Below are 16644 nucleotides of genomic sequence, written 5' to 3'. Positions count from 1 at the left end.
GCTCGCCTCGTGCGCAACGTAAATTCTTGCCTTTTTCGGAAATACGCCGGATTTGCCAAAAATGCAAAAGCGAAGTTAGAATTCGTTCGACCCTTCCCCGCGGGGAAGAAATGCCAGCAGGGCACGGGCCCCCGCCGCGAATCGGGGCGTTTGACTGAGGGACCCCGGATCGGGCCGGTAAGAGACTATATTGGGGGACACCCGAAGACGACATCCCGTATATTGGGGGACATTTCCACCCGATTAAGGGACAGCCAGACTGTCCCCCATAACCAGAGAACCTTTTTCTTTCCTTCGGGAAAGAGGGTCGGAAACCTGCCAAGGGCGTTCCAAGCTTGACAGAATCGCAAACCCGGACGCAAATAGCCCATAAGAGGTGAAGAGCGTTGAGTTAGCGTGGATTTCACCACCAGAGGCCATCAATGGCCCGTGTGATCGAGGCAGATTTGACGTTCCCGCAAGGGGCGGGCAAGCGACAGGAGAGCGACATGCAGCTTCCCAGGCCGGTCGGCCGCGAGGCGGCTTCCCGGAAATACGACATTCTTTCGGCCCTCATGGCCTTCGCCCTCGCGCAGGACAAGCATGTCCAGCGCCAGGTTCTGAGGATCATGGCGCTGATCACCACGCGCTACAACTGGCAGCGCGACGAGCTGACCATGGGGCAGGGCGAGATCGCGAAACTCTGGTCGGTGGACGAACGGACCGTGAAACGCGAGATGGCGAAGCTGCGGGCGCTTGGCTGGCTTGTGCAGAAACGTCAGGGCGCCCGGGGCCGCGTCAGTGTCTACGGGCTGGATTTGGGTCGAATCATGGACGACACCCGGCCCGTCTGGCCGAATATCGGACCGGATTTCATCCAACGCGTCGATCCGGTTCCAAGTGCGCCGCCGCCCACGAATGTCGTGCCCTTGCGCGCCCGGCCCGCGCCACAGGCCGACGGAACGCTCTGGGCCAGCGTTCAGGCAAGGCTTCACGCCGAGGATGCGGCCACCTATGGCGCATGGTTCCACCCGCTGCGCGAGGCCGGCACCGAGGACGGCTGCCTGACACTCGCCGCGCCGACGCGCTTCCATGCCTCCTACGTGATGACGCATCTTCACGCCCGGCTCCTCGCCGCCTTGCGCGCGGTGGAGCCGAGCCTCGCGGCCGTGACGGTCATCGCCTGAGGGCGAGACCGGCAGGGCAGGGGGCCTGCCTCATCACCGTCACGCATGACGGAAGGATACGCGACCGTCTCGATAGCGTCTGGACGGTCATCGCCTGGCCGGACGGGCCGACGCGGCACCGGGCCGCGCGGCGCTGAGCACGGGATGGGGAACCGGCGCCCAGAGCGACCGGACGGCGCATCCCGCGAAGACGGCCCAGCCCAGACACCAGGTCAGGGTCGGAACGGCGAGCGCTTCGGGCGAGGCGGACAGGGCAAGCCGCAGCACCGTTGCCAGCATGATCAGCGCGAACGCGATCTTATGCCCGTTCCCGGCTTGCAGGACGCCGGGTCCGCGCCGCATCGAGGCGCGCGCCATGACCGCCTGGATCATTCCGCCCATCAGCCCCATGGTCAGGGCATGCACTCCTGCCGGCGGGGACAGGCCGGCAAGCACCGACGGCGCGACCAGCAACAGACCTATCAGGGCGAGGCCCGCCGGCAGCCACAGCCAGGCGGCGACCAGCATGGCCAGATCGGCCGGCCGCCCGGCCAGCCCCTCCGCGAGCGGCCAGCGCAGCATGCGCGCCCCCTGGCCCGCCGCCGCCGCGAGGAGAAGCCAGCCCGTCACGCCGTCCCGCATGCCGAGGAGGTGCGCCGCCAGGGCAAGGGCGAGGACCAGATCGGCCACCCGTCCCGTCACCGGCGGTGCCGCATGGCCGGCTCGGGCCCGGAGGAATGCGGGCACGATCCTGCCGCCGACGACCGCCACGAGAAGCGCCATCGCCAGCGCCGCAGTCAGGCCGTCCCCGGTCATGCGCAGCCAGAGGCCGGCGGCGAGCAATCCGACCGGCGCGAGGGCGATGGGCAGGCGCGACCAGAGCCGCGCCGAGAGCACCGGAACGAGGAGGCAGGCACTCAGACCGAGGGGAAAGATGCTGATGCCGGTCAGGACCGAGAGATCGGTATCGGGTTGCAGCGCGGCCACCCGTCCGGCGATCCATGCCACGACCAGCGCCTGCACCGCGCGCTTTCCCGGACCCCGCCCGGACGCCGAGCGTTCCGCCAGTTTCAGCCAATGGGGCAGGGCGGTCAGCAGGTAGCCGCCCATCGCCGCCCCCGCGAAACCCAGGATCAGCTCCTGCCGGTGCCACCCGGCCGGGTCATCCGACAGTGCCGGAAAGAGCCAGACCAGAGGCGCCAGCGCCGCCCAGACCGCAGCCAACAGGAAGAGCGGCAGATGGGGCGCGCGCCACAATCCCCTGTCCGGCGCTGCGGTCCCCTGCACCCGCGCGTCAGCTGGCGGCCTCGAAGCGCGGGAAGAGGACGGCATTCTCAAGGTGGATATGCGCCACGACATCGTCAGTGAACTTGCGCAGCCCGGTGTAAAGCGCGGTCCATGACCGGCAGGCGCCTTCGGGCAGGGTCAGGCCGTGGGTCACGTGCTCCACGCCGCGCAGCAGGTCGGCCGTGGTGTCGTGGTCGTGGCGCATGGCATCGATCGGATGGGCGATCATCGGGTGACCGCCCTGTTTCATCATCGGGAACAGCACCTGCTCTTCCTTCATCATGTGGCTGTCGAGATCGTCGCGGAGCGCGACCAGCGCCTCGGTCAGGCCGTGCGGCGCGTCGTCGTGATCGCCGTGCACAGTCTCGACCTTTTGCGCCAGCGGGATCAGCCAGTCGAGTTCGGTGCGGTGGGTTTCATGGTAGCGGGCGAGGATGTAGTCGATCAGCGGGGTGGTCGCCTCGGGCGCGTCGCGGTTGGCGGCGGCGGCCAGGGATTGCAGATCGGCGAGGAGGTCTTCGACCCTGAGGCCGTTTTTCGCCGCCGCTTCGCTCAGGCTCTGGCTACCGCCGCAGCAAAAGCTGATGCCGCGCTGGCGGAAGAGTTCGGCGGCGCCGGGAAGATCGGAGGCGATATCGCCGACGAGCGCGGCGGGGGTGAGTTCGGTCATGGTGCGTTTCCTTCGGTTGGGTCCCATGCGTGTGCCGTGGGAGGAGCTATGCGGAGCAGATCGACGGCGCGCGCGGCGATCTGGGTGGTGATTTCTGCCGTCGTTTCGGGGCGCAGGTAGAAGGCGGGCACCGGAGGCATTACGATCGCCCCCATCTCGGTCGCCGCCGTCATGTTGCGCAGATGCGCCAGCGTCAGCGGGGCCTCGCGCGCCAGAAGGACCAGCGGGCGCCGCTCCTTCAGCTGCACCGAGGCGGCGCGGGTCAGCAGATTGTCGTCGAGCCCCTGCGCAATCGCCGCGAGGCTGCGCATCGAGCAGGGCGCGACGATCATGCCGTGGACGGGGAAGGACCCGCTTGCGATGGCGGCCCCCAGATCGACGACGGGATGGACCCGTCCGGCGAGAGCCATCAGTTCGGCGCGGGCGTCGGGCCCGATTTCGAGCGCCAGCGTGCGCTCCGCCATCGCGGAGAGCACAAGCTCCACGCCGATGCCGGCCGCGTGCAGGACGCGCGCGCAATCGAGCGCCAGGGCCGCGCCCGACGCGCCCGAAACGCCAAGGATCACCCGCCGCGTCATGGCAATATCCCTTCAAGAAGATCGGCCGCCCGCGCTTCATGTGCCGGATCGAGCGCCATCACCTGACCCCAGGTCCGGTCCGTCTCCGCCCCGATCTTGGTCGTTGCGTCGATGCCCATCTTGCCCGCCAGCCCCTCGCGCGGGCTCGCGAAGTCGAGGTAATCCATCGGCGTGCCGTCGAGCAGCATGACGTCGCGCGCCGGGTCCATCCGCGTCGCCATCGCCCAGGCGATATCGTCCCAGGACCGGGGGTCGATGTCGCGGTCGACGACGACGATGGTCTTGGTATAGCTGAACTGCGCCAGCATGCCCCAAAGCGCCAGCATCACGCGCCGCGCCTGACCGGGATAGCGCTTGTCGATCTGCACCACCGCCATGCGGTAGGAGCAGGCGGCGGGCGGCAGCCAGAGGTCGGTCACTTCCGGGATCTGCGCCCGGACCATCGGCAGCGCCAGCGTGTTGAACACCTCGCCGATGACCGACGGCTCGTCGGGCGGACGCCCGGTGACGGTCGTCAGGTAAAGAGGATCGCGGCGGTGGGTGATGGCGGTCAGGCGCATCACCGGAAACGGTTCTACCGCGTTGTAATAGCCGGTATGGTCGCCGAAGGGGCCTTCGGGCGCGGTTTCGCCGGGATGGACCCAGCCTTCCAGGATGATCTCGGCATTCGCGGGCACCAGGAGGGGGACGGTGGTCGCGGGCGCCAGTTCAGCCCGCGCCCCGCGCAGGACGCCGGAGAAGGCAACTTCCGACACCGCTTCCGGCAAGGGCAGGGCGGCGGCCAGCAGCGTCGCGGGATCGGCCCCCAACGCGATCGCGACGGGCATCGGTTCGCCCGCGCGCTCCCATGTCCGATGATGCGCCGCGCCGCCGCGATGTGCCAGCCAGCGCAGGATCAGCCGGTCAGGGGGCAGCACCTGCGCCCGGTAGACGCCGAGGTTGTAGCGCGAGATTTGGCGCGCCTCCGATGCGTATGGACGGGTCACGACCACCGGCCAGGTCACGAGCGGGCCGGCATCGCCGGGCCACGGCGTCTGCACCGGCACCAGCGACATATCCAGCTCCGCGCGCCGCTCCTGCGCGGCGCCGCGGCGCAGGATTTTCGGCCGTGTCTGGAGGGCGGCGCGCAGCATGGGCCAGCGCGACAGGGCATCCCGCATGCCATCGACCGGGGCGGGATTGCGCAACGCGGCAAGAAACTCGCCGAAGGCCGGAATCTCGTCCGGCATAAGGCCGAGCCCGGCGGCGACGCGCGCGGGTGTGCCGAAGAGGTTCGCGACGACCGGCATTCCGGCACGACCTTCGCCCTGCCGTGCGGCATCGAAGCGCAGGATCGGCCCGCCCGCCCGCAGCGCCGCCAGTTGCACCGCCGTCATCTCGTGCCGCAGATCCACCGGGGCGGAGAGCCGTGCCAGATCACCGCTTCCTTCGGCCCAGCCGAGAAAGGCGCGGAGATCCGCAAAGACGGGGAGGCTGCGCATCCGGAGTGATCCTTTTCCGCTCCGATAACGCCTGCAACGGCGAAGCGACTTGACTATCGTCAATCCGGCCCCGGGACCGATCATCTATCCAGTAGACATCAAGACCGGAACCGATCCATGACCGCACCGTTGCCGCAACTGCCGCGCCCCTTGCAGCTTGCCGCTTTGCCCCTGCCCCTGCCGCCGCTGAGCCTGTTTCTCAGCGCGCTCACGCGCCGCATGGCGAAGGCCCATCCGGCAATGACGCGCCGTCTTGGCGACTATGCGGGGCACCGTTTCCTGATCGACCCGATCGACCTGCCCTGGTTGCTGTTGCTGCATCCGGAGGCCGCCGTGATGACGGCGCATCGCCGCGCTCGCCCTCCGGCGCATGATGCGCGTATCGCCGGGCCGATCTCCGCCTTCCTGGCGATGATGCACGGCGCCGAGGATGGCGATGCGCTGTTCTTCTCGCGCGATCTGACGGTGGAGGGCGATACCGCGGCCGTCCTGGCGCTGCGCAATGCCATCGACGATGCCGAACTGGATCTTGCCGAGGAACTGGCCGCGCTGAGCGGACCGCTTGCCCTGCCGCTCCGCCGGGCGCTGACCGGCGCGGAGCGGGCCACCGGGCTCACCCTGCACCGGATAACACGATTGGACGATCTCGCATGATGGAACTGGTCTGCCCGGCCGGCACCCCCGCCGCCTTGCGCGCCGCTGTCGAGGCGGGCGCGCATGCCGTCTATTGCGGGTTCGCGGACGAAACCAATGCCCGCAATTTCCCCGGCCTGAACTTCACGCCAGAGGACATGGCCGAGGCGGTCGGCTTCGCGCATGCCCGCGGCGCGAAAGTGCTGGTCGCGATCAACACCTTTCCCCGCGCGGGGGCCGAACCGATCTGGCACCGCGCCATCGCCAACGCCGAGGCGGCGCGCGCCGATGCGGTGATCCTGGCCGATATCGGACTGCTCGCCCACACGGCCGAGCGGCACCCGTCCTTGCGCCGCCATCTTTCGGTTCAGGCCGCCGCCGCCAACCCCGATGCGATCAACCTTTATGCCGGCGCCTTCGGCGTGCGCCGCGTGGTGCTGCCCCGCGTGCTGACGGTCGAGGAGATCGCCGCGATCAACCGCGAGATCGACGTGGAAACCGAAGTCTTTGTCTATGGCGGCCTTTGCGTGATGGCCGAAGGGCGCTGCTCGCTGTCCTCCTACGCCACGGGCAAGTCGCCCAACATGAACGGCGTCTGTTCGCCCGCGAGCCATGTCGTCTATGCGGAGGAAGGTCGGGACCTGGCCGCACGACTGGGCGGCTTCACCATCCATCGCACCCCGAAGGAGGCGCCGGCGCCGTATCCGACGCTCTGCAAGGGCTGTTTTACCTCCGGCGACCAGACCGGGCACATCTTCGAGGATCCGGTCAGCCTTGACGCCACGCATCTGATACCGCGACTGGCCAAGGCCGGTGTCAGCGCCCTGAAGATCGAGGGGCGCCAGCGCAGCCGCGCCTATGTCGCCCAGGTCGTCCGCGCCTTCCGCGCGGCAGTGGAAGCACAGGCGGCAGGCATGCCGCTGCCCGAAAGCACACTGGCCCGGCTGGCCGAAGGCCAGAAGGCCACCACCGGCGCTTACGCCAAGACCTGGAGGTGAACCGGTGGACCTGACCGTTGGCCCGAATTTCTTCTTCTGGGAGGCGGAGGCCGTGCGCGGCTTCTACCGCGACCTGGCCGCCACCCCGGTATCGCGCGTCGTGCTGGGCGAACTCGTCTGCTCCAAGCGGTTGCCCTTCTGGCAGGGCGAAATCGCAACCGCGGCCGAAACGCTTGTCGCCGCCGGCAAGGATGTGGCGCTGACATCGCTGGCCCTCATCACCCTCAAGCGCGAGCGCAAACTGACCGCCGACCTGATGGATGCGGGCCTGCCGGTCGAGGTGAACGACCTGTCCGCGCTGATCCATGTTCCGGTGGGCCAGCCTTTCTGGGTCGGGCCCTTGGTCAACGTCTATAACGAGGGCACGCTGCGCTGGCTGATCCGGCGCGGCGCGCGGCGCGTCTGCCTGCCGCCGGAGCTGACGCTCGACTCCGTCGCGGTCCTGGCGCGGCTCGGCCGGGAAGAGGGCGTGCCGGTCGAGGTCTGGGGCCACGGCCGGCTGCCGCTGGCGATCTCGGCACGCTGCTATCACGCGCGGCTGCACGACCGCGCCAAGGACAGCTGCCAGTTCGTTTGCGGCGAGGACCCGGACGGGCGCGACGTGGACACATTGGATGGCCAGCGCTTCCTGACGGTGAACGGGGTGCAGACGCTGAGCCAGTCCACCGCCAGCATGGCGCTGCAGATCGAGGCGCTGCGCGAGGCGGGTGTCGCGTCGCTGCGCCTGTCGCCGCAGTCGCGCGACTTCGCGGCGATCTGCGGGGCCTATGCCGACCGTCTGGAGGGACGAATTTCCGGTGCCGCGCTCGAAGCGCTGCTGCGGCCCATGGTGCCGGACGGCAGGCTGTCGGACGGTTTTCTCACCGGACCCGCCGGCGCCGCGTGGTCGGGCGACGGAAGCGGAACGACCGCCGGACCTGCCCGCGACGCAGCTCCTGCGTCCGCCGTCCGCTAGCGCCGCACTTCCGAAAAGGCCCGGCTTCCGCGATCAGCCGTCGGGCGTGCCGGAAGGCGGGGTTGTGGATAAAGTTGTCTCCGACAAGCGTGACGGCCCCACTCCGCTCTGCCGCTCTCGTCATGTCAACGACGTCGTCGCGGGTCAGCGCCATCGGCTTTTCGCACCAGACATGCTTGCCGGCATCCGTCCCGGCGATGGAGACGTGACGATGGTGATCTTGACGCCGCTCGCGCCGCTGTGTGACGAATTTTTTGGATTTGATGTCCGATGCGGTTCTGAAGGGCATGTCGGGGATTCCCGGCCCGCGCCCGGAACCTGGGGGAACGTCATGCTGAACCTGGCCATCAACCACATGACGGCTCCGCGGCTCTCCCACATCGAGCTGCTCGAACTGGCACGAGACACCGGCTGCGTGGGCGTTGAGTTCCGCACCGATCTCGGCCGGCCGCTGTTCGACGGAGAGGCGCCCGAGGCCGTGGGGCAGCGTGCCCGCGACATGGGTTTGCGGATCGTCGGCCTCAGCCAGGTCTATCCGTTCAACGCCTGGAGCGATGCGATCCGCGACGAGGTCGCGGCGCTGATCAAGACCGCCACGGCCTGCGGCGCCGAGACCATCAGCCTCATTCCGCGCAACGATGGCGCCGGGCTTGGCGACGGCGAACGGCAGGCGAACCTGCGTCTTTCCATGCGGGCGATCAGGCCGATGCTTCAGGATGCCGGCATGGTGGCGCTCATCGAACCGCTGGGGTTTCTGCGGTCGTCGCTGCGCTCCAAAGCTGATGCGGTCGAGGCGATCGAGGCGCTGGACGCGGTCGGGGTCTTCAGGATCGTGCACGACACCTTCCATCACTATCTCGCCGGCGGCGGCCCGGTCTTCCCCGAACATACCGGTATCATCCACATGTCAGGCGTGGTCGATCAATCGCTCGGAATGCCCGAAATCGAGGATCAGCATCGCGTTCTCGTCGATGCTCAGGATCGCCTGGGCAACATCGACCAGATCGAGCGCATGCTGACGATCGGGTATACCGGACCGATCTCGATGGAGGCCTTCTCGCCTCTGACCCATGCGCTGACCGACCCGGCTGCGGAGCTGGCGAGGTCGTTCGAATTCATCCGGGGCAGGCTTGCCGCGCTGGCGGGGACGACGGCGATGGCCGAGAACATCGTCCACACGCAATAGGAACAGGGCGAACCGCGGATCCCGATCAGCTAAAACATGCGGCAGGTGATGGACCTCTGCGACCGGATCATCGCCCTCCGGAGGGGCCGTATCTGCGCCAGCCTCAGGAACGAGGAAACCGACGGTCGGGATGTCGTTGCCTATATCAACGGCGCCAAGACGCAGTCAGAATACGAACCGGTATTCGTCTGACGACGCAATCAAGGTCCGGTGGTCTTGCGGTGGCAAGGTGTCCAATGGATCTGAAATGCCGGTGTCGGCGAATTCGAACATGAGATGGGGGGCCGCCCCCTCCGGCAACCAAGGCCGCGATGCGGCACATTCGGAGAACTAGAAGATGCCACTTCGTTTCGGAATTCTGGGGGCGGGCCGCATTGGCAAGGTCCATGCGCGGGCGGTCGCCTCCGACAGCGGCGCCAGGCTCGTCGCCGTCGCGGATGCCATCGGCGCCGCCGCCGAAGCCCTTGCGGGCGCCTATGGCGCCGATGTCCGGACGGTCGGCGGGATCATCGAGGCGGACGACATCGACGCGGTGATCATCTGCACGCCGACCGATACCCATGCGGAGCTGATCGAGGCGGCGGTCAGGGCCGGCAAGGCCGTCTTCTGCGAAAAGCCGGTCGATCTTGACGTGCAGCGCGTACGGGACGTGCTCAAGGTCGTCGCCGCCGAGAACGGCACGCTGATGGTCGGCTTCAACCGGCGCTTCGATCCCGATTTCATGGCGGTGAAGGCCGCCATCGACGCGGGCAAGGTCGGCGAGGTCGAGATGGTCACGATCTCGTCCCGCGATCCGGGCGCCCCGCCTTACGACTATATCACCCGCTCGGGCGGCATCTTCCGCGACATGACCATCCACGACTTCGACATGGCCCGCTGGCTGCTCGGCGAAGAGGTCGAGACGGTGCAGGCCGCCGCCTCGGTGCTGGTCGACAGGAAGATCGGCGAGCTGGGCGACTACGACTCGGTCAACGTCATCCTGCGGACGAAATCGGGGCGCCAGGCGGTGATCACCAACTCGCGTCGGGCCACCTATGGCTATGACCAGCGGATCGAGGTGCTGGGGTCGAAGGGGGCAGTGTCCGCGCAGAACATGGCCGAGGCGAATATCGAGATCGCGACCGCCGACGGTTTCCAGCGGCCGCCGCTCCTGAACTTCTTCATGACGCGGTATGTCGCGGCATATGCCAACGAGATCGCGGGCTTCATCGCGGCGGTCACGAACGGGACCGCGACGCCGACGACCGGCGAAGACGGCCTGATGGCCCTGGTTCTGGCCGATGCCGCCCTGAAATCGGTGGAAACCGGCCAGACCGTGAACGTAGCCCGGTAGGGAAGGCGGCAATCCGCCACTGATCCGAGGACGTCCATGAAGATCAAGCCCGGCCCGTGACCTGACGCGGCCCTTGGAGAGACAGAGATGATCCAGTTCGGCACCAACCCCATCGCCTGGGCCAACGACGACGACCAGTCCCTAGGCGCGGATATCCCGACAAGCCGAATCCTCGAGGAGGCCGGCCGCCTGATCGGCTTCGACGGGATCGAGAACGGCCACCGCTGGCCGCAGGACGACCCCGAGGCGCTGCGCGCCCTTCTCGCCGGTTACGGGCTGACGTTCATCTCGGGCTGGCATTCGCTGAACCTGCTCGCCCATTCGGTCGACGACGAGAAGCGCGCGATCCAGCCGCATCTCGACAAGCTGGCGCACAACGGCTGCAAGGTGGCGATCGCCTGCGAGACTTCGAACTCCGTCCAGGGGCTCGACCAGCCGCTCGGCACGCGCCCCGTGCTGGATGCGGCCGGAATGCGCGACTTCGGCGCGAAGGTCGAGGAGGTCGCCGCCTACTCTGCGGCGCAGGGCATCGACCTCGTCTATCACCACCATATGGGCACCGTCGTGCAAAGCCCCGAGGATATCGACGCCTTCATGGCCGCCACGGGGCCCGCGACGAAGCTTCTCTTCGATGCCGGGCATTGCTATTTCGGCGGCGGCGACCCCGAGGCGGTGCTGAAAAAGCATGTCGGCCGCGTGCGCCACTTCCACGCCAAGAATGTCCGCCCTGCGGTCCGCGCGAAGGTGGAGGCGGAGGGCTGGTCCTTCATGGACGGCGTGCGCGGCGGCGTCTTCACCGTGCCGGGCGACCAGGAGGGGGCCATCGACTTCACGCCGCTTCTGAAAATCCTCGCCGCGAACGGCTATGACGGCTGGATTGTGATCGAGGCCGAGCAGGATCCGGCCGTCCGCAACCCGCTCCTCTACCAGACGCTCGGCCTCGCGACGCTAAAACGGATTGCCCGGGAAACCGGATTGATCTGAGGCCAGGCGGGGCAAGGATCGGAAATCACCCCGCCGCAGTGCCCTTACGTCCCGAACGGCACGGGGCGGACCCGGAACGACGGGGGCACGAACATCCGCGTCACCAGCAATATCGCAACGGAGAACGGGACCATTGCGGTATGCGTCGGGTCGGGCACCGATGCCTCGCCAGACGATCCCGCGCCGGTCCGGCACCTCTGTCAAAAGTGCGGCGCGACCGTGGCCCGGGTGCGCAGGAGCACCTCGCCCGCATCGTTGACGGTCAGCCGGATGCGGGTGACGCCGTGCCGGAACGTGATCCGGTGGCGGCCGTGATCCTCGCCCCGTCCGGTTTCGCAGAGGCTGGCGATGCGGCCCTCGCGCATCAGCCGCTGCATGTCTTCCCCCGGCACGCCGAGCAGCGGGCCGAGGGCCGTGGCGTCGATCCGGAAGCCGTTGTCGAGCCGTTCGATGCGCATCCGGCCTCTCCTTTCGTGGTTACGGGTGAAGCGTCAGTCTGACGACCTTATGATGGCGACCTGCCAGACGTCGGGTCCGTCGCGCAGGAAGTCGATGGTGAACCGCCCGGGCCAGGTCTGCTCGACGCGCTGCAGAAGCGGGATCGGCGCATGGTCGTTGATCAGCACGAACGTTGCCCCCGGATCGAGCGCTTCGAGCGCGGCGAAGACGGTGGCGTGTCGCTCCTGCGGGATCATCGGACGCAGGTCGACGACGGCGGGTGCGGTCGTGTCGGCGGAGGTGGTGGCGGTCATGATATGTCCTTTCGACGGATAGGCCGGATGCTCGACTGTAAAAGAAATATTGTCAATATGTTTTTTAACGGCTATGCAGGGGCCACAGATGGAGGCGCCGATGGCCGATCGCATGCAGAAATACGTCACGCTCGCGCGGCGCATGGCCGACAAGCGCGCGGCCGGGGACCGGATCCGCGATCATCGCGAGATCCTGCCCGACCTGACGCCGGATGACGCCGCCCTGCAGGCGTCGCGCTGCGAGCAATGCGGCACACCCTATTGTCAGGTCTACTGCCCGCTGCACAACAACATCCCCGACTGGCTGAAGATGACCGCCGAGGGGCGCATGGAGGAGGCGTATCACCTCGCCCAGGCGACCAACAATTTTCCCGAGATCTGCGGCAGGATCTGCCCTCAGGACCGGCTGTGCGAGGCGAAATGGGCCTGCACGCTGGAACAGGCCGGCCACGGCACGGTGACGATCGGCGCCGTCGAGCGGCATATCGGCGACACCGCCTGGGCCAGCGGCTGGGTCAAGCCGCGTCTGCCCACCCGGCTGACCGGGCGCAGTGTCGGCATTGTCGGGGCTGGACCGGCCGGCATGGCCGCCGCCGAGGAACTTCGCGCCGCGGGCCACGAGGTTCACCTTTACGACCGTCATGCCCGCATGGGCGGGCTCATGTCCTATGGCATCCCCGAATTCAAAATGGAGCAGCAGGTGGTCGCGCGCCGCGCCGCGCTTCTGGCCGAGGCGGGCGTCGTCTTTCACGGTGGGCGGGTGCTGGGCGGCGATCTCGCCTTCGCCGACCTGCATGCACGGCACGACGCCGTGGTGCTGGCCTATGGCGCCTACCGGCCGCGCCGCCTCGATCTGCCGGGCGAGGAGCTGGCCGGTGTCATCCCGGCGATGGATTTCCTCGTGTCCTCCAGCCGGGCGCTGATCGGCGAGACGGCGACGCCTGACATCGACGCGGCCGGCAAGTGGGTCGTGGTGATCGGCGGCGGCGATACGGCGATGGATTGCGTGCGCACGGCCGTCCGCCAGGGCGCCGCGGGCGTCACCTGCCTCTACCGCCGCGATCGCGCCAACATGCCCGGCTCCTCCCGCGAGGTCGGCCATGCCGAGGAGGAGGGCGCCGAATTCGGCTGGCAGAGCCAGCCCGAGGCGCTCTCGGACATACCCGTGGAGGTGATCGCCTCCAGCCCCGAGGGATTCGGCCAGCGCGGCGCCGTGCGCACGGTGCGGGCCCGTCGCACGCAGCTGGGTGCGCCGGACGAGGCCGGGCGCAAGCGGCCGGAGCCGGTGCCGGGCTCCGACTTCGAGGTCGCGGCCGATCTGGTCATCAACGCGCTCGGCTTCACGGTCGAGGATGCCGGCCGGCTGACCGGTGGCGCCGTGGCGATGTCGTCGCAGGATCGCGTCGCCGCCGACCGCGAGACCCGCATGACGGCGGCGCCGGCCGTCTTCGTGGCCGGGGACGCGCGGCTCGGCCCCTCGCTCGCCGTCTGGGCGATCCGCGAAGGGCGCGAGGTCGCGGCGGCGGTGGATCGCTATCTTGATACCCTGCCGGAAGCCGGCCATACCGGGACGCGCGACCAAACCCGGATCGGAGAACCCGCATGCGGCTGACGATGATGTCGGACTACGCCTTGCGCGTGCTGCTGTTTGCCGCCGCGCATCCCGAACGGCTGGTGACGATCGACGAGACGCAGGAGATCTACGGGATGTCGCGCGGCCACCTGATGAAGATCGTCGGCGTGCTGGCAGGCGCCGGCATCCTACGCTCGCAGCGCGGCCGCGCCGGGGGGTTCACGCTCGGCAAACCGCCCGAGGAGATTCCCCTCGGCGATGTCCTGCGCCTGACCGAGCCGGATTTCGAGATGGTCGAGTGTTTCTCGCCCACCGCCGCCTGCGCCATCACCCCCTACTGCCGCCTGCCGGGCATCATCACCGAGGCTTTGGGCGCCTTCATGGCGGTGATGGATCGACACACCCTCTCCGACTTGACCCTCCGGCCGCGGGATTTCGGCGTGATCGCGGCCGCAAGGAACGAAAGGCCATCGCCATGACGACGCAACCTGAATTCACCGACGCGCCGGGGGCGCCGCGCCGCATGATCGCGGTGAGCAGCGGCAAGGGCGGCGTCGGAAAATCGACCGTCACCGTGAACCTCGCGGTGGCCCTGGCCCGCACGGGCCTGCGCGTCGGCATCGTCGATGCCGACATCTACGGCCCCTCCATCCCCGGAATGCTGGGCATACCCGGCAGCGCGCCACCGGCAATGGGGCCGGACGGGCGGGTGATTCCGTCCGAGGCGCACGGGCTCAAGGTCATCTCGATGGCGATGCTGACCAGCGACGATCAGCCGTCGATCCTGCGCGGCCCGATGGTCACGAAATACCTGCGGATGTTCGTCGGACAGGTCGCGTGGGGAGACCTCGACATCCTGCTCTTCGACCTGCCGCCGGGAACCGGGGACATCCAGCTGACGCTGGCGCAGTCGTTCCCGCTGACCGGCGCGGTGGTGGTGAGCACGCCGCAGGACGTCAGCCTGAAGATCGCGCGGCGCGGCCTGAGGATGATGGAACAGGTGCATGTGCCGATCCTCGGCGTGATCGAGAACATGAGCGGCTTTACCTGCCCGTCCTGCGGGGAGGTCAGCCACATCTTCCATCAGGGCGGCGGCGCGGCGATCGCCGGCGAGCTCGGGGTTCCGTTTCTGGGCACGGTGCCGCTCGACCCGGCGATCGTCGATTCCGGCGATGCGGGCATACCCCTCGTTGTCGCCCATCCGGAAAGCCCGGCCGCGCAGGCCTATGCGCGCATCGCCGCGGCGCTCGCGATCGGGGCGGCGGGCGCCGGCGGCGTGGCATTGCCGTTCGACTGGAATGTCGCGACGGGCGCCGGCAAGCCGGCGCCGGTTGCGGCCCATGGCGGTGCGCCGGATCTTCCCTGTGGGTTCGACCTGGACGCGGCGGGGCTGGAGATTCTTTGGGCAGATCGGGAAACTCAGGTCATTCCGGTCCGCGACCTGCGCGTCGCCTGCCCCTGCGCCGCCTGCCGCGACGAGGTCAGCGGCGCGCGCCTGCTGGATCCGGAAACCGTCGCGCTGGCCGTTGCCCCCACGCGGATCTGGAGTGTCGGCAACTACGCAATCGGCATGGCGTTCAGCGACGGTCACGGCAGCGGGATCTACACGTTCAAGATGCTGCGCCAGATGCAGGGGGCTGAAACCGAAGATGTCTGACCCGGCAAACCCTCTGCGGATCCGGGCCCAGCCATCGCCGCGCGATCCCGACACACTGCGCTTCCTGCTCGATGAGCCTGTGCAACATGGCGCGGGTCGGGCGACCTTCGACGGGCCCGGCACGGACGCGCCGCTGGCCCGCGCCCTGTTCGCCGTGAGTGGCGTGTGCCGGGTGGAGGTGGATGGCGCGTGCATCCATATCCGCAAGGGGCAGGACGCGCGGTGGGAGGATATGAAGGCGCCAATCGCCGCCGCCATCCGCGCCGTCCTCGCCATCACCGCAGAGCCGCTGGGAACGCCGCCCGACGAGACCGATATGGAGTCTGACGCGCGGATGCTGGCGGCGGTGCGCGACCTGCTCGACAGTCGCGTCAACCCTTCCATCGCCGGTCATGGCGGCCGCGTCGCCGTCGAAGGGGTGGCCGGCGGAACCGTCTATCTGCGCATGTCGGGCGGATGCCAGGGTTGCGCCGGATCGCAACTGACCCTGCGCGGTGGCGTCGAACGCATCCTCCGCGCCGCCTTGCCTGACCTGAAAAATATTGTCGACGTGACCGATCACGGGGCCGGAACCAGTCCGTTCTATCGCGGCACGACCGATCGCGCCGACCCCGTGATATCCCCGATCGCGGAGCCGGCATCGGGAACGCCGTCGCCCGTTGCCCCGGTCGAAGGGCATTCGGATGGTTCTTCCCCGTTGGCCAGTTCCGTCCGCAGATATCTCGAATCGCTCCCACCCTCCGCGCCGACGATCAGCTATGGTGCGCTGGCCCGCGCGCTCGGGCTCTGGAAGCCCGGATCGGTGCGCCGGATTACCCGCGCGCTGGAGGACACCATGCGCGAGGATGCGCGCGCCGGGCGCCCCTTCATCGCGGCTCGCGCCGTCAGCCGGGCGACCGACGGCCTGCCGGCCAAGGGGTTCTTCGATCTCGCCCGCGAACTGTCGCGCGGACCGCGCGACACCGAATCGGAGCGCGCATTCCACACCCGCGAGATCGAGGGGTTGGCGCGCATGGCAGTCTCGCGCGCCTAGACCGGCCACCGGTCCGGCGCCTGGCCGCAGGCGTCAAGCGAGGGCACGGAATCCGCGTCATGGCATCCAGATCACGCCGGAACCTTTCGGTGATCGTCGCGCCGTGACCACGAAGCCTGTCTGCCTGGCGCTTGCGGCATCGCCCCACGGACGACGTGTTTCCGTCAGCCCGAGACGCACCACGCTGCGGAGACCCCGGCAGGACGTGGGGCGCTCGCCGAACACCCCCGTCTGACCCCGGCAGCGATATGTCAACAAAACGCAATCTTATTGTAGACAATAAATCGAGCCAGGCTTAGTCTTTGTAAACATCTCGCATGGGAGGAAGCCAAGGCGAGGTGAACAAGCAAGGGCGTCACAACGCGAATATGTCGGCGCT

19 protein-coding genes are annotated in these 16644 nt (G+C 68.3%); 12 read left to right on the top strand and 7 right to left on the bottom strand.

The window, feature by feature from the left end:
* Window positions 1–488 precede the first annotated feature (488 nt).
* Entirely contained in the window at window positions 489–1166 is a 678-nt protein-coding gene (locus tag V5734_RS00850; RefSeq protein ID WP_347309639.1) for a DnaA N-terminal domain-containing protein, read from the top strand.
* An 87-nt stretch (window positions 1167–1253) separates the two neighbouring features.
* On the opposite strand, the gene V5734_RS00845 is transcribed toward V5734_RS00850, so the two are convergent.
* The 4 genes from V5734_RS00845 to V5734_RS00830 are packed head-to-tail and all read right to left on the bottom strand — an operon-like array spanning window position 1254 to window position 5161.
* Entirely contained in the window at window positions 1254–2402 is a 1149-nt protein-coding gene (locus V5734_RS00845; protein ID WP_347309638.1) for an NnrS family protein, read from the bottom strand.
* Between the two features lie 37 nt (window positions 2403–2439).
* On the bottom strand, window positions 2440–3102 hold the full coding sequence (ric, locus tag V5734_RS00840) for an iron-sulfur cluster repair di-iron protein (RefSeq protein ID WP_347309637.1): 663 nt from the start codon (window positions 3100–3102) through the stop codon (window positions 2440–2442).
* On the bottom strand, window positions 3099–3680 hold the full coding sequence (locus V5734_RS00835; RefSeq protein ID WP_347309636.1) for a UbiX family flavin prenyltransferase: 582 nt from the start codon (window positions 3678–3680) through the stop codon (window positions 3099–3101). The genes ric and V5734_RS00835 overlap by 4 nt, the downstream gene beginning before the upstream one ends.
* On the bottom strand, window positions 3677–5161 hold the full coding sequence (locus V5734_RS00830; RefSeq protein ID WP_347309635.1) for a UbiD family decarboxylase: 1485 nt from the start codon (window positions 5159–5161) through the stop codon (window positions 3677–3679). The genes V5734_RS00835 and V5734_RS00830 overlap by 4 nt, the downstream gene beginning before the upstream one ends.
* 117 nt (window positions 5162–5278) lie before the next feature.
* Here V5734_RS00830 and ubiT point away from each other — a divergent pair, with 117 nt between their 5' ends.
* From ubiT to ubiV, 3 genes are read left to right on the top strand one after another with little or no spacing between them, the layout of a single operon-like run.
* Window positions 5279–5815, top strand: coding sequence for a ubiquinone anaerobic biosynthesis accessory factor UbiT (gene ubiT, locus V5734_RS00825; protein ID WP_347309634.1), 537 nt, complete (start codon window positions 5279–5281; stop codon window positions 5813–5815).
* The gene (ubiU, locus tag V5734_RS00820) at window positions 5815–6792 is read left to right on the top strand and encodes a ubiquinone anaerobic biosynthesis protein UbiU (protein WP_347309730.1); all 978 of its coding nucleotides are present in this window, start codon (window positions 5815–5817) and stop codon (window positions 6790–6792) included. Before ubiT ends, ubiU begins: the two co-directional genes overlap by 1 nt.
* A 4-nt stretch (window positions 6793–6796) precedes the next feature.
* Window positions 6797–7747: a ubiquinone anaerobic biosynthesis protein UbiV gene (gene ubiV, locus V5734_RS00815; protein ID WP_347309633.1), complete on the top strand. Its 951-nt coding sequence runs from the start codon at window positions 6797–6799 to the stop codon at window positions 7745–7747.
* Here the strand turns inward: ubiV and V5734_RS00810 are convergent.
* Complete coding sequence (locus V5734_RS00810; protein WP_347309632.1) at window positions 7653–8036, bottom strand: Gfo/Idh/MocA family oxidoreductase; 384 nt, start codon at window positions 8034–8036, stop codon at window positions 7653–7655. The genes ubiV and V5734_RS00810 overlap by 95 nt on opposite strands.
* Window positions 8037–8078: 42 nt before the next feature.
* On the opposite strand from V5734_RS00810, the gene V5734_RS00805 reads away from it, so the two are divergent.
* The 4 genes from V5734_RS00805 to iolE all read left to right on the top strand — a co-directional run bounded on the left by V5734_RS00805 (window position 8079) and on the right by iolE (window position 11250).
* A complete protein-coding gene (locus V5734_RS00805; RefSeq protein WP_432759616.1) occupies window positions 8079–8933 on the top strand; it encodes a TIM barrel protein in 855 nt (284 codons plus the stop codon).
* Between the two features lie 36 nt (window positions 8934–8969).
* Window positions 8970–9125 carry a hypothetical protein gene (locus V5734_RS00800; RefSeq protein ID WP_432759615.1) on the top strand — a complete coding sequence of 52 codons (156 nt, stop codon included), beginning with the start codon at window positions 8970–8972 and terminating at the stop codon, window positions 9123–9125.
* A 145-nt stretch (window positions 9126–9270) separates the two neighbouring features.
* Entirely contained in the window at window positions 9271–10266 is a 996-nt protein-coding gene (gene iolG / locus V5734_RS00795; protein ID WP_347309631.1) for an inositol 2-dehydrogenase, read from the top strand.
* Between the two features lie 87 nt (window positions 10267–10353).
* A complete protein-coding gene (gene iolE, locus V5734_RS00790; RefSeq protein WP_347309630.1) occupies window positions 10354–11250 on the top strand; it encodes a myo-inosose-2 dehydratase in 897 nt (298 codons plus the stop codon).
* A gap of 200 nt (window positions 11251–11450) precedes the next feature.
* Here iolE and V5734_RS00785 read toward each other — a convergent pair whose 3' ends face one another.
* Entirely contained in the window at window positions 11451–11708 is a 258-nt protein-coding gene (locus V5734_RS00785) for a DUF6522 family protein (RefSeq protein ID WP_347309629.1), read from the bottom strand.
* A gap of 33 nt (window positions 11709–11741) precedes the next feature.
* The gene (locus V5734_RS00780; RefSeq protein WP_347309628.1) at window positions 11742–12002 is read right to left on the bottom strand and encodes a DUF2249 domain-containing protein; all 261 of its coding nucleotides are present in this window, start codon (window positions 12000–12002) and stop codon (window positions 11742–11744) included.
* A 100-nt stretch (window positions 12003–12102) separates the two neighbouring features.
* On the opposite strand from V5734_RS00780, the gene V5734_RS00775 reads away from it, so the two are divergent.
* From V5734_RS00775 to V5734_RS00760, 4 genes are read left to right on the top strand one after another with little or no spacing between them, the layout of a single operon-like run.
* A complete protein-coding gene (locus V5734_RS00775) occupies window positions 12103–13614 on the top strand; it encodes a glutamate synthase subunit beta (RefSeq protein ID WP_347309627.1) in 1512 nt (503 codons plus the stop codon).
* Complete coding sequence (locus V5734_RS00770) at window positions 13605–14054, top strand: RrF2 family transcriptional regulator (RefSeq protein WP_347309626.1); 450 nt, start codon at window positions 13605–13607, stop codon at window positions 14052–14054. The genes V5734_RS00775 and V5734_RS00770 overlap by 10 nt, the downstream gene beginning before the upstream one ends.
* Window positions 14051–15232: a P-loop NTPase gene (locus tag V5734_RS00765; RefSeq protein WP_347309625.1), complete on the top strand. Its 1182-nt coding sequence runs from the start codon at window positions 14051–14053 to the stop codon at window positions 15230–15232. Before V5734_RS00770 ends, V5734_RS00765 begins: the two co-directional genes overlap by 4 nt.
* Entirely contained in the window at window positions 15225–16265 is a 1041-nt protein-coding gene (locus tag V5734_RS00760; RefSeq protein WP_347309624.1) for a NifU family protein, read from the top strand. The genes V5734_RS00765 and V5734_RS00760 overlap by 8 nt, the downstream gene beginning before the upstream one ends.
* Window positions 16266–16644: the final 379 nt, after the last annotated feature.

Origin of the sequence: Defluviimonas sp. SAOS-178_SWC (assembly GCF_039830135.1) — a bacterium.
Classification (GTDB): domain Bacteria; phylum Pseudomonadota; class Alphaproteobacteria; order Rhodobacterales; family Rhodobacteraceae; genus Albidovulum.
The sequence above is the reverse complement of the archived record's forward strand: the minus strand, read 5'-3'. Positions and strand labels throughout refer to the sequence as shown.

Coding starts and splice junctions, on each gene's coding strand:
- V5734_RS00830 (WP_347309635.1), bottom strand. CDS start 5,161: ATGCGCAGCCTCCCCGTCTTTGCGGATCTCCGCGCCTTTCTCGGCTGG.
- V5734_RS00770 (WP_347309626.1), top strand. CDS start 13,605: ATGCGGCTGACGATGATGTCGGACTACGCCTTGCGCGTGCTGCTGTTT.
- ric (WP_347309637.1), bottom strand. CDS start 3,102: ATGACCGAACTCACCCCCGCCGCGCTCGTCGGCGATATCGCCTCCGAT.
- V5734_RS00775 (WP_347309627.1), top strand. CDS start 12,103: ATGGCCGATCGCATGCAGAAATACGTCACGCTCGCGCGGCGCATGGCC.
- V5734_RS00760 (WP_347309624.1), top strand. CDS start 15,225: ATGTCTGACCCGGCAAACCCTCTGCGGATCCGGGCCCAGCCATCGCCG.
- V5734_RS00780 (WP_347309628.1), bottom strand. CDS start 12,002: ATGACCGCCACCACCTCCGCCGACACGACCGCACCCGCCGTCGTCGAC.
- V5734_RS00785 (WP_347309629.1), bottom strand. CDS start 11,708: ATGCGCATCGAACGGCTCGACAACGGCTTCCGGATCGACGCCACGGCC.
- V5734_RS00835 (WP_347309636.1), bottom strand. CDS start 3,680: ATGACGCGGCGGGTGATCCTTGGCGTTTCGGGCGCGTCGGGCGCGGCC.
- V5734_RS00810 (WP_347309632.1), bottom strand. CDS start 8,036: ATGCCCTTCAGAACCGCATCGGACATCAAATCCAAAAAATTCGTCACA.
- iolE (WP_347309630.1), top strand. CDS start 10,354: ATGATCCAGTTCGGCACCAACCCCATCGCCTGGGCCAACGACGACGAC.
- iolG (WP_347309631.1), top strand. CDS start 9,271: ATGCCACTTCGTTTCGGAATTCTGGGGGCGGGCCGCATTGGCAAGGTC.
- V5734_RS00805 (WP_432759616.1), top strand. CDS start 8,079: ATGCTGAACCTGGCCATCAACCACATGACGGCTCCGCGGCTCTCCCAC.
- ubiT (WP_347309634.1), top strand. CDS start 5,279: ATGACCGCACCGTTGCCGCAACTGCCGCGCCCCTTGCAGCTTGCCGCT.
- V5734_RS00765 (WP_347309625.1), top strand. CDS start 14,051: ATGACGACGCAACCTGAATTCACCGACGCGCCGGGGGCGCCGCGCCGC.
- V5734_RS00850 (WP_347309639.1), top strand. CDS start 489: ATGCAGCTTCCCAGGCCGGTCGGCCGCGAGGCGGCTTCCCGGAAATAC.
- ubiU (WP_347309730.1), top strand. CDS start 5,815: ATGGAACTGGTCTGCCCGGCCGGCACCCCCGCCGCCTTGCGCGCCGCT.
- V5734_RS00800 (WP_432759615.1), top strand. CDS start 8,970: ATGCGGCAGGTGATGGACCTCTGCGACCGGATCATCGCCCTCCGGAGG.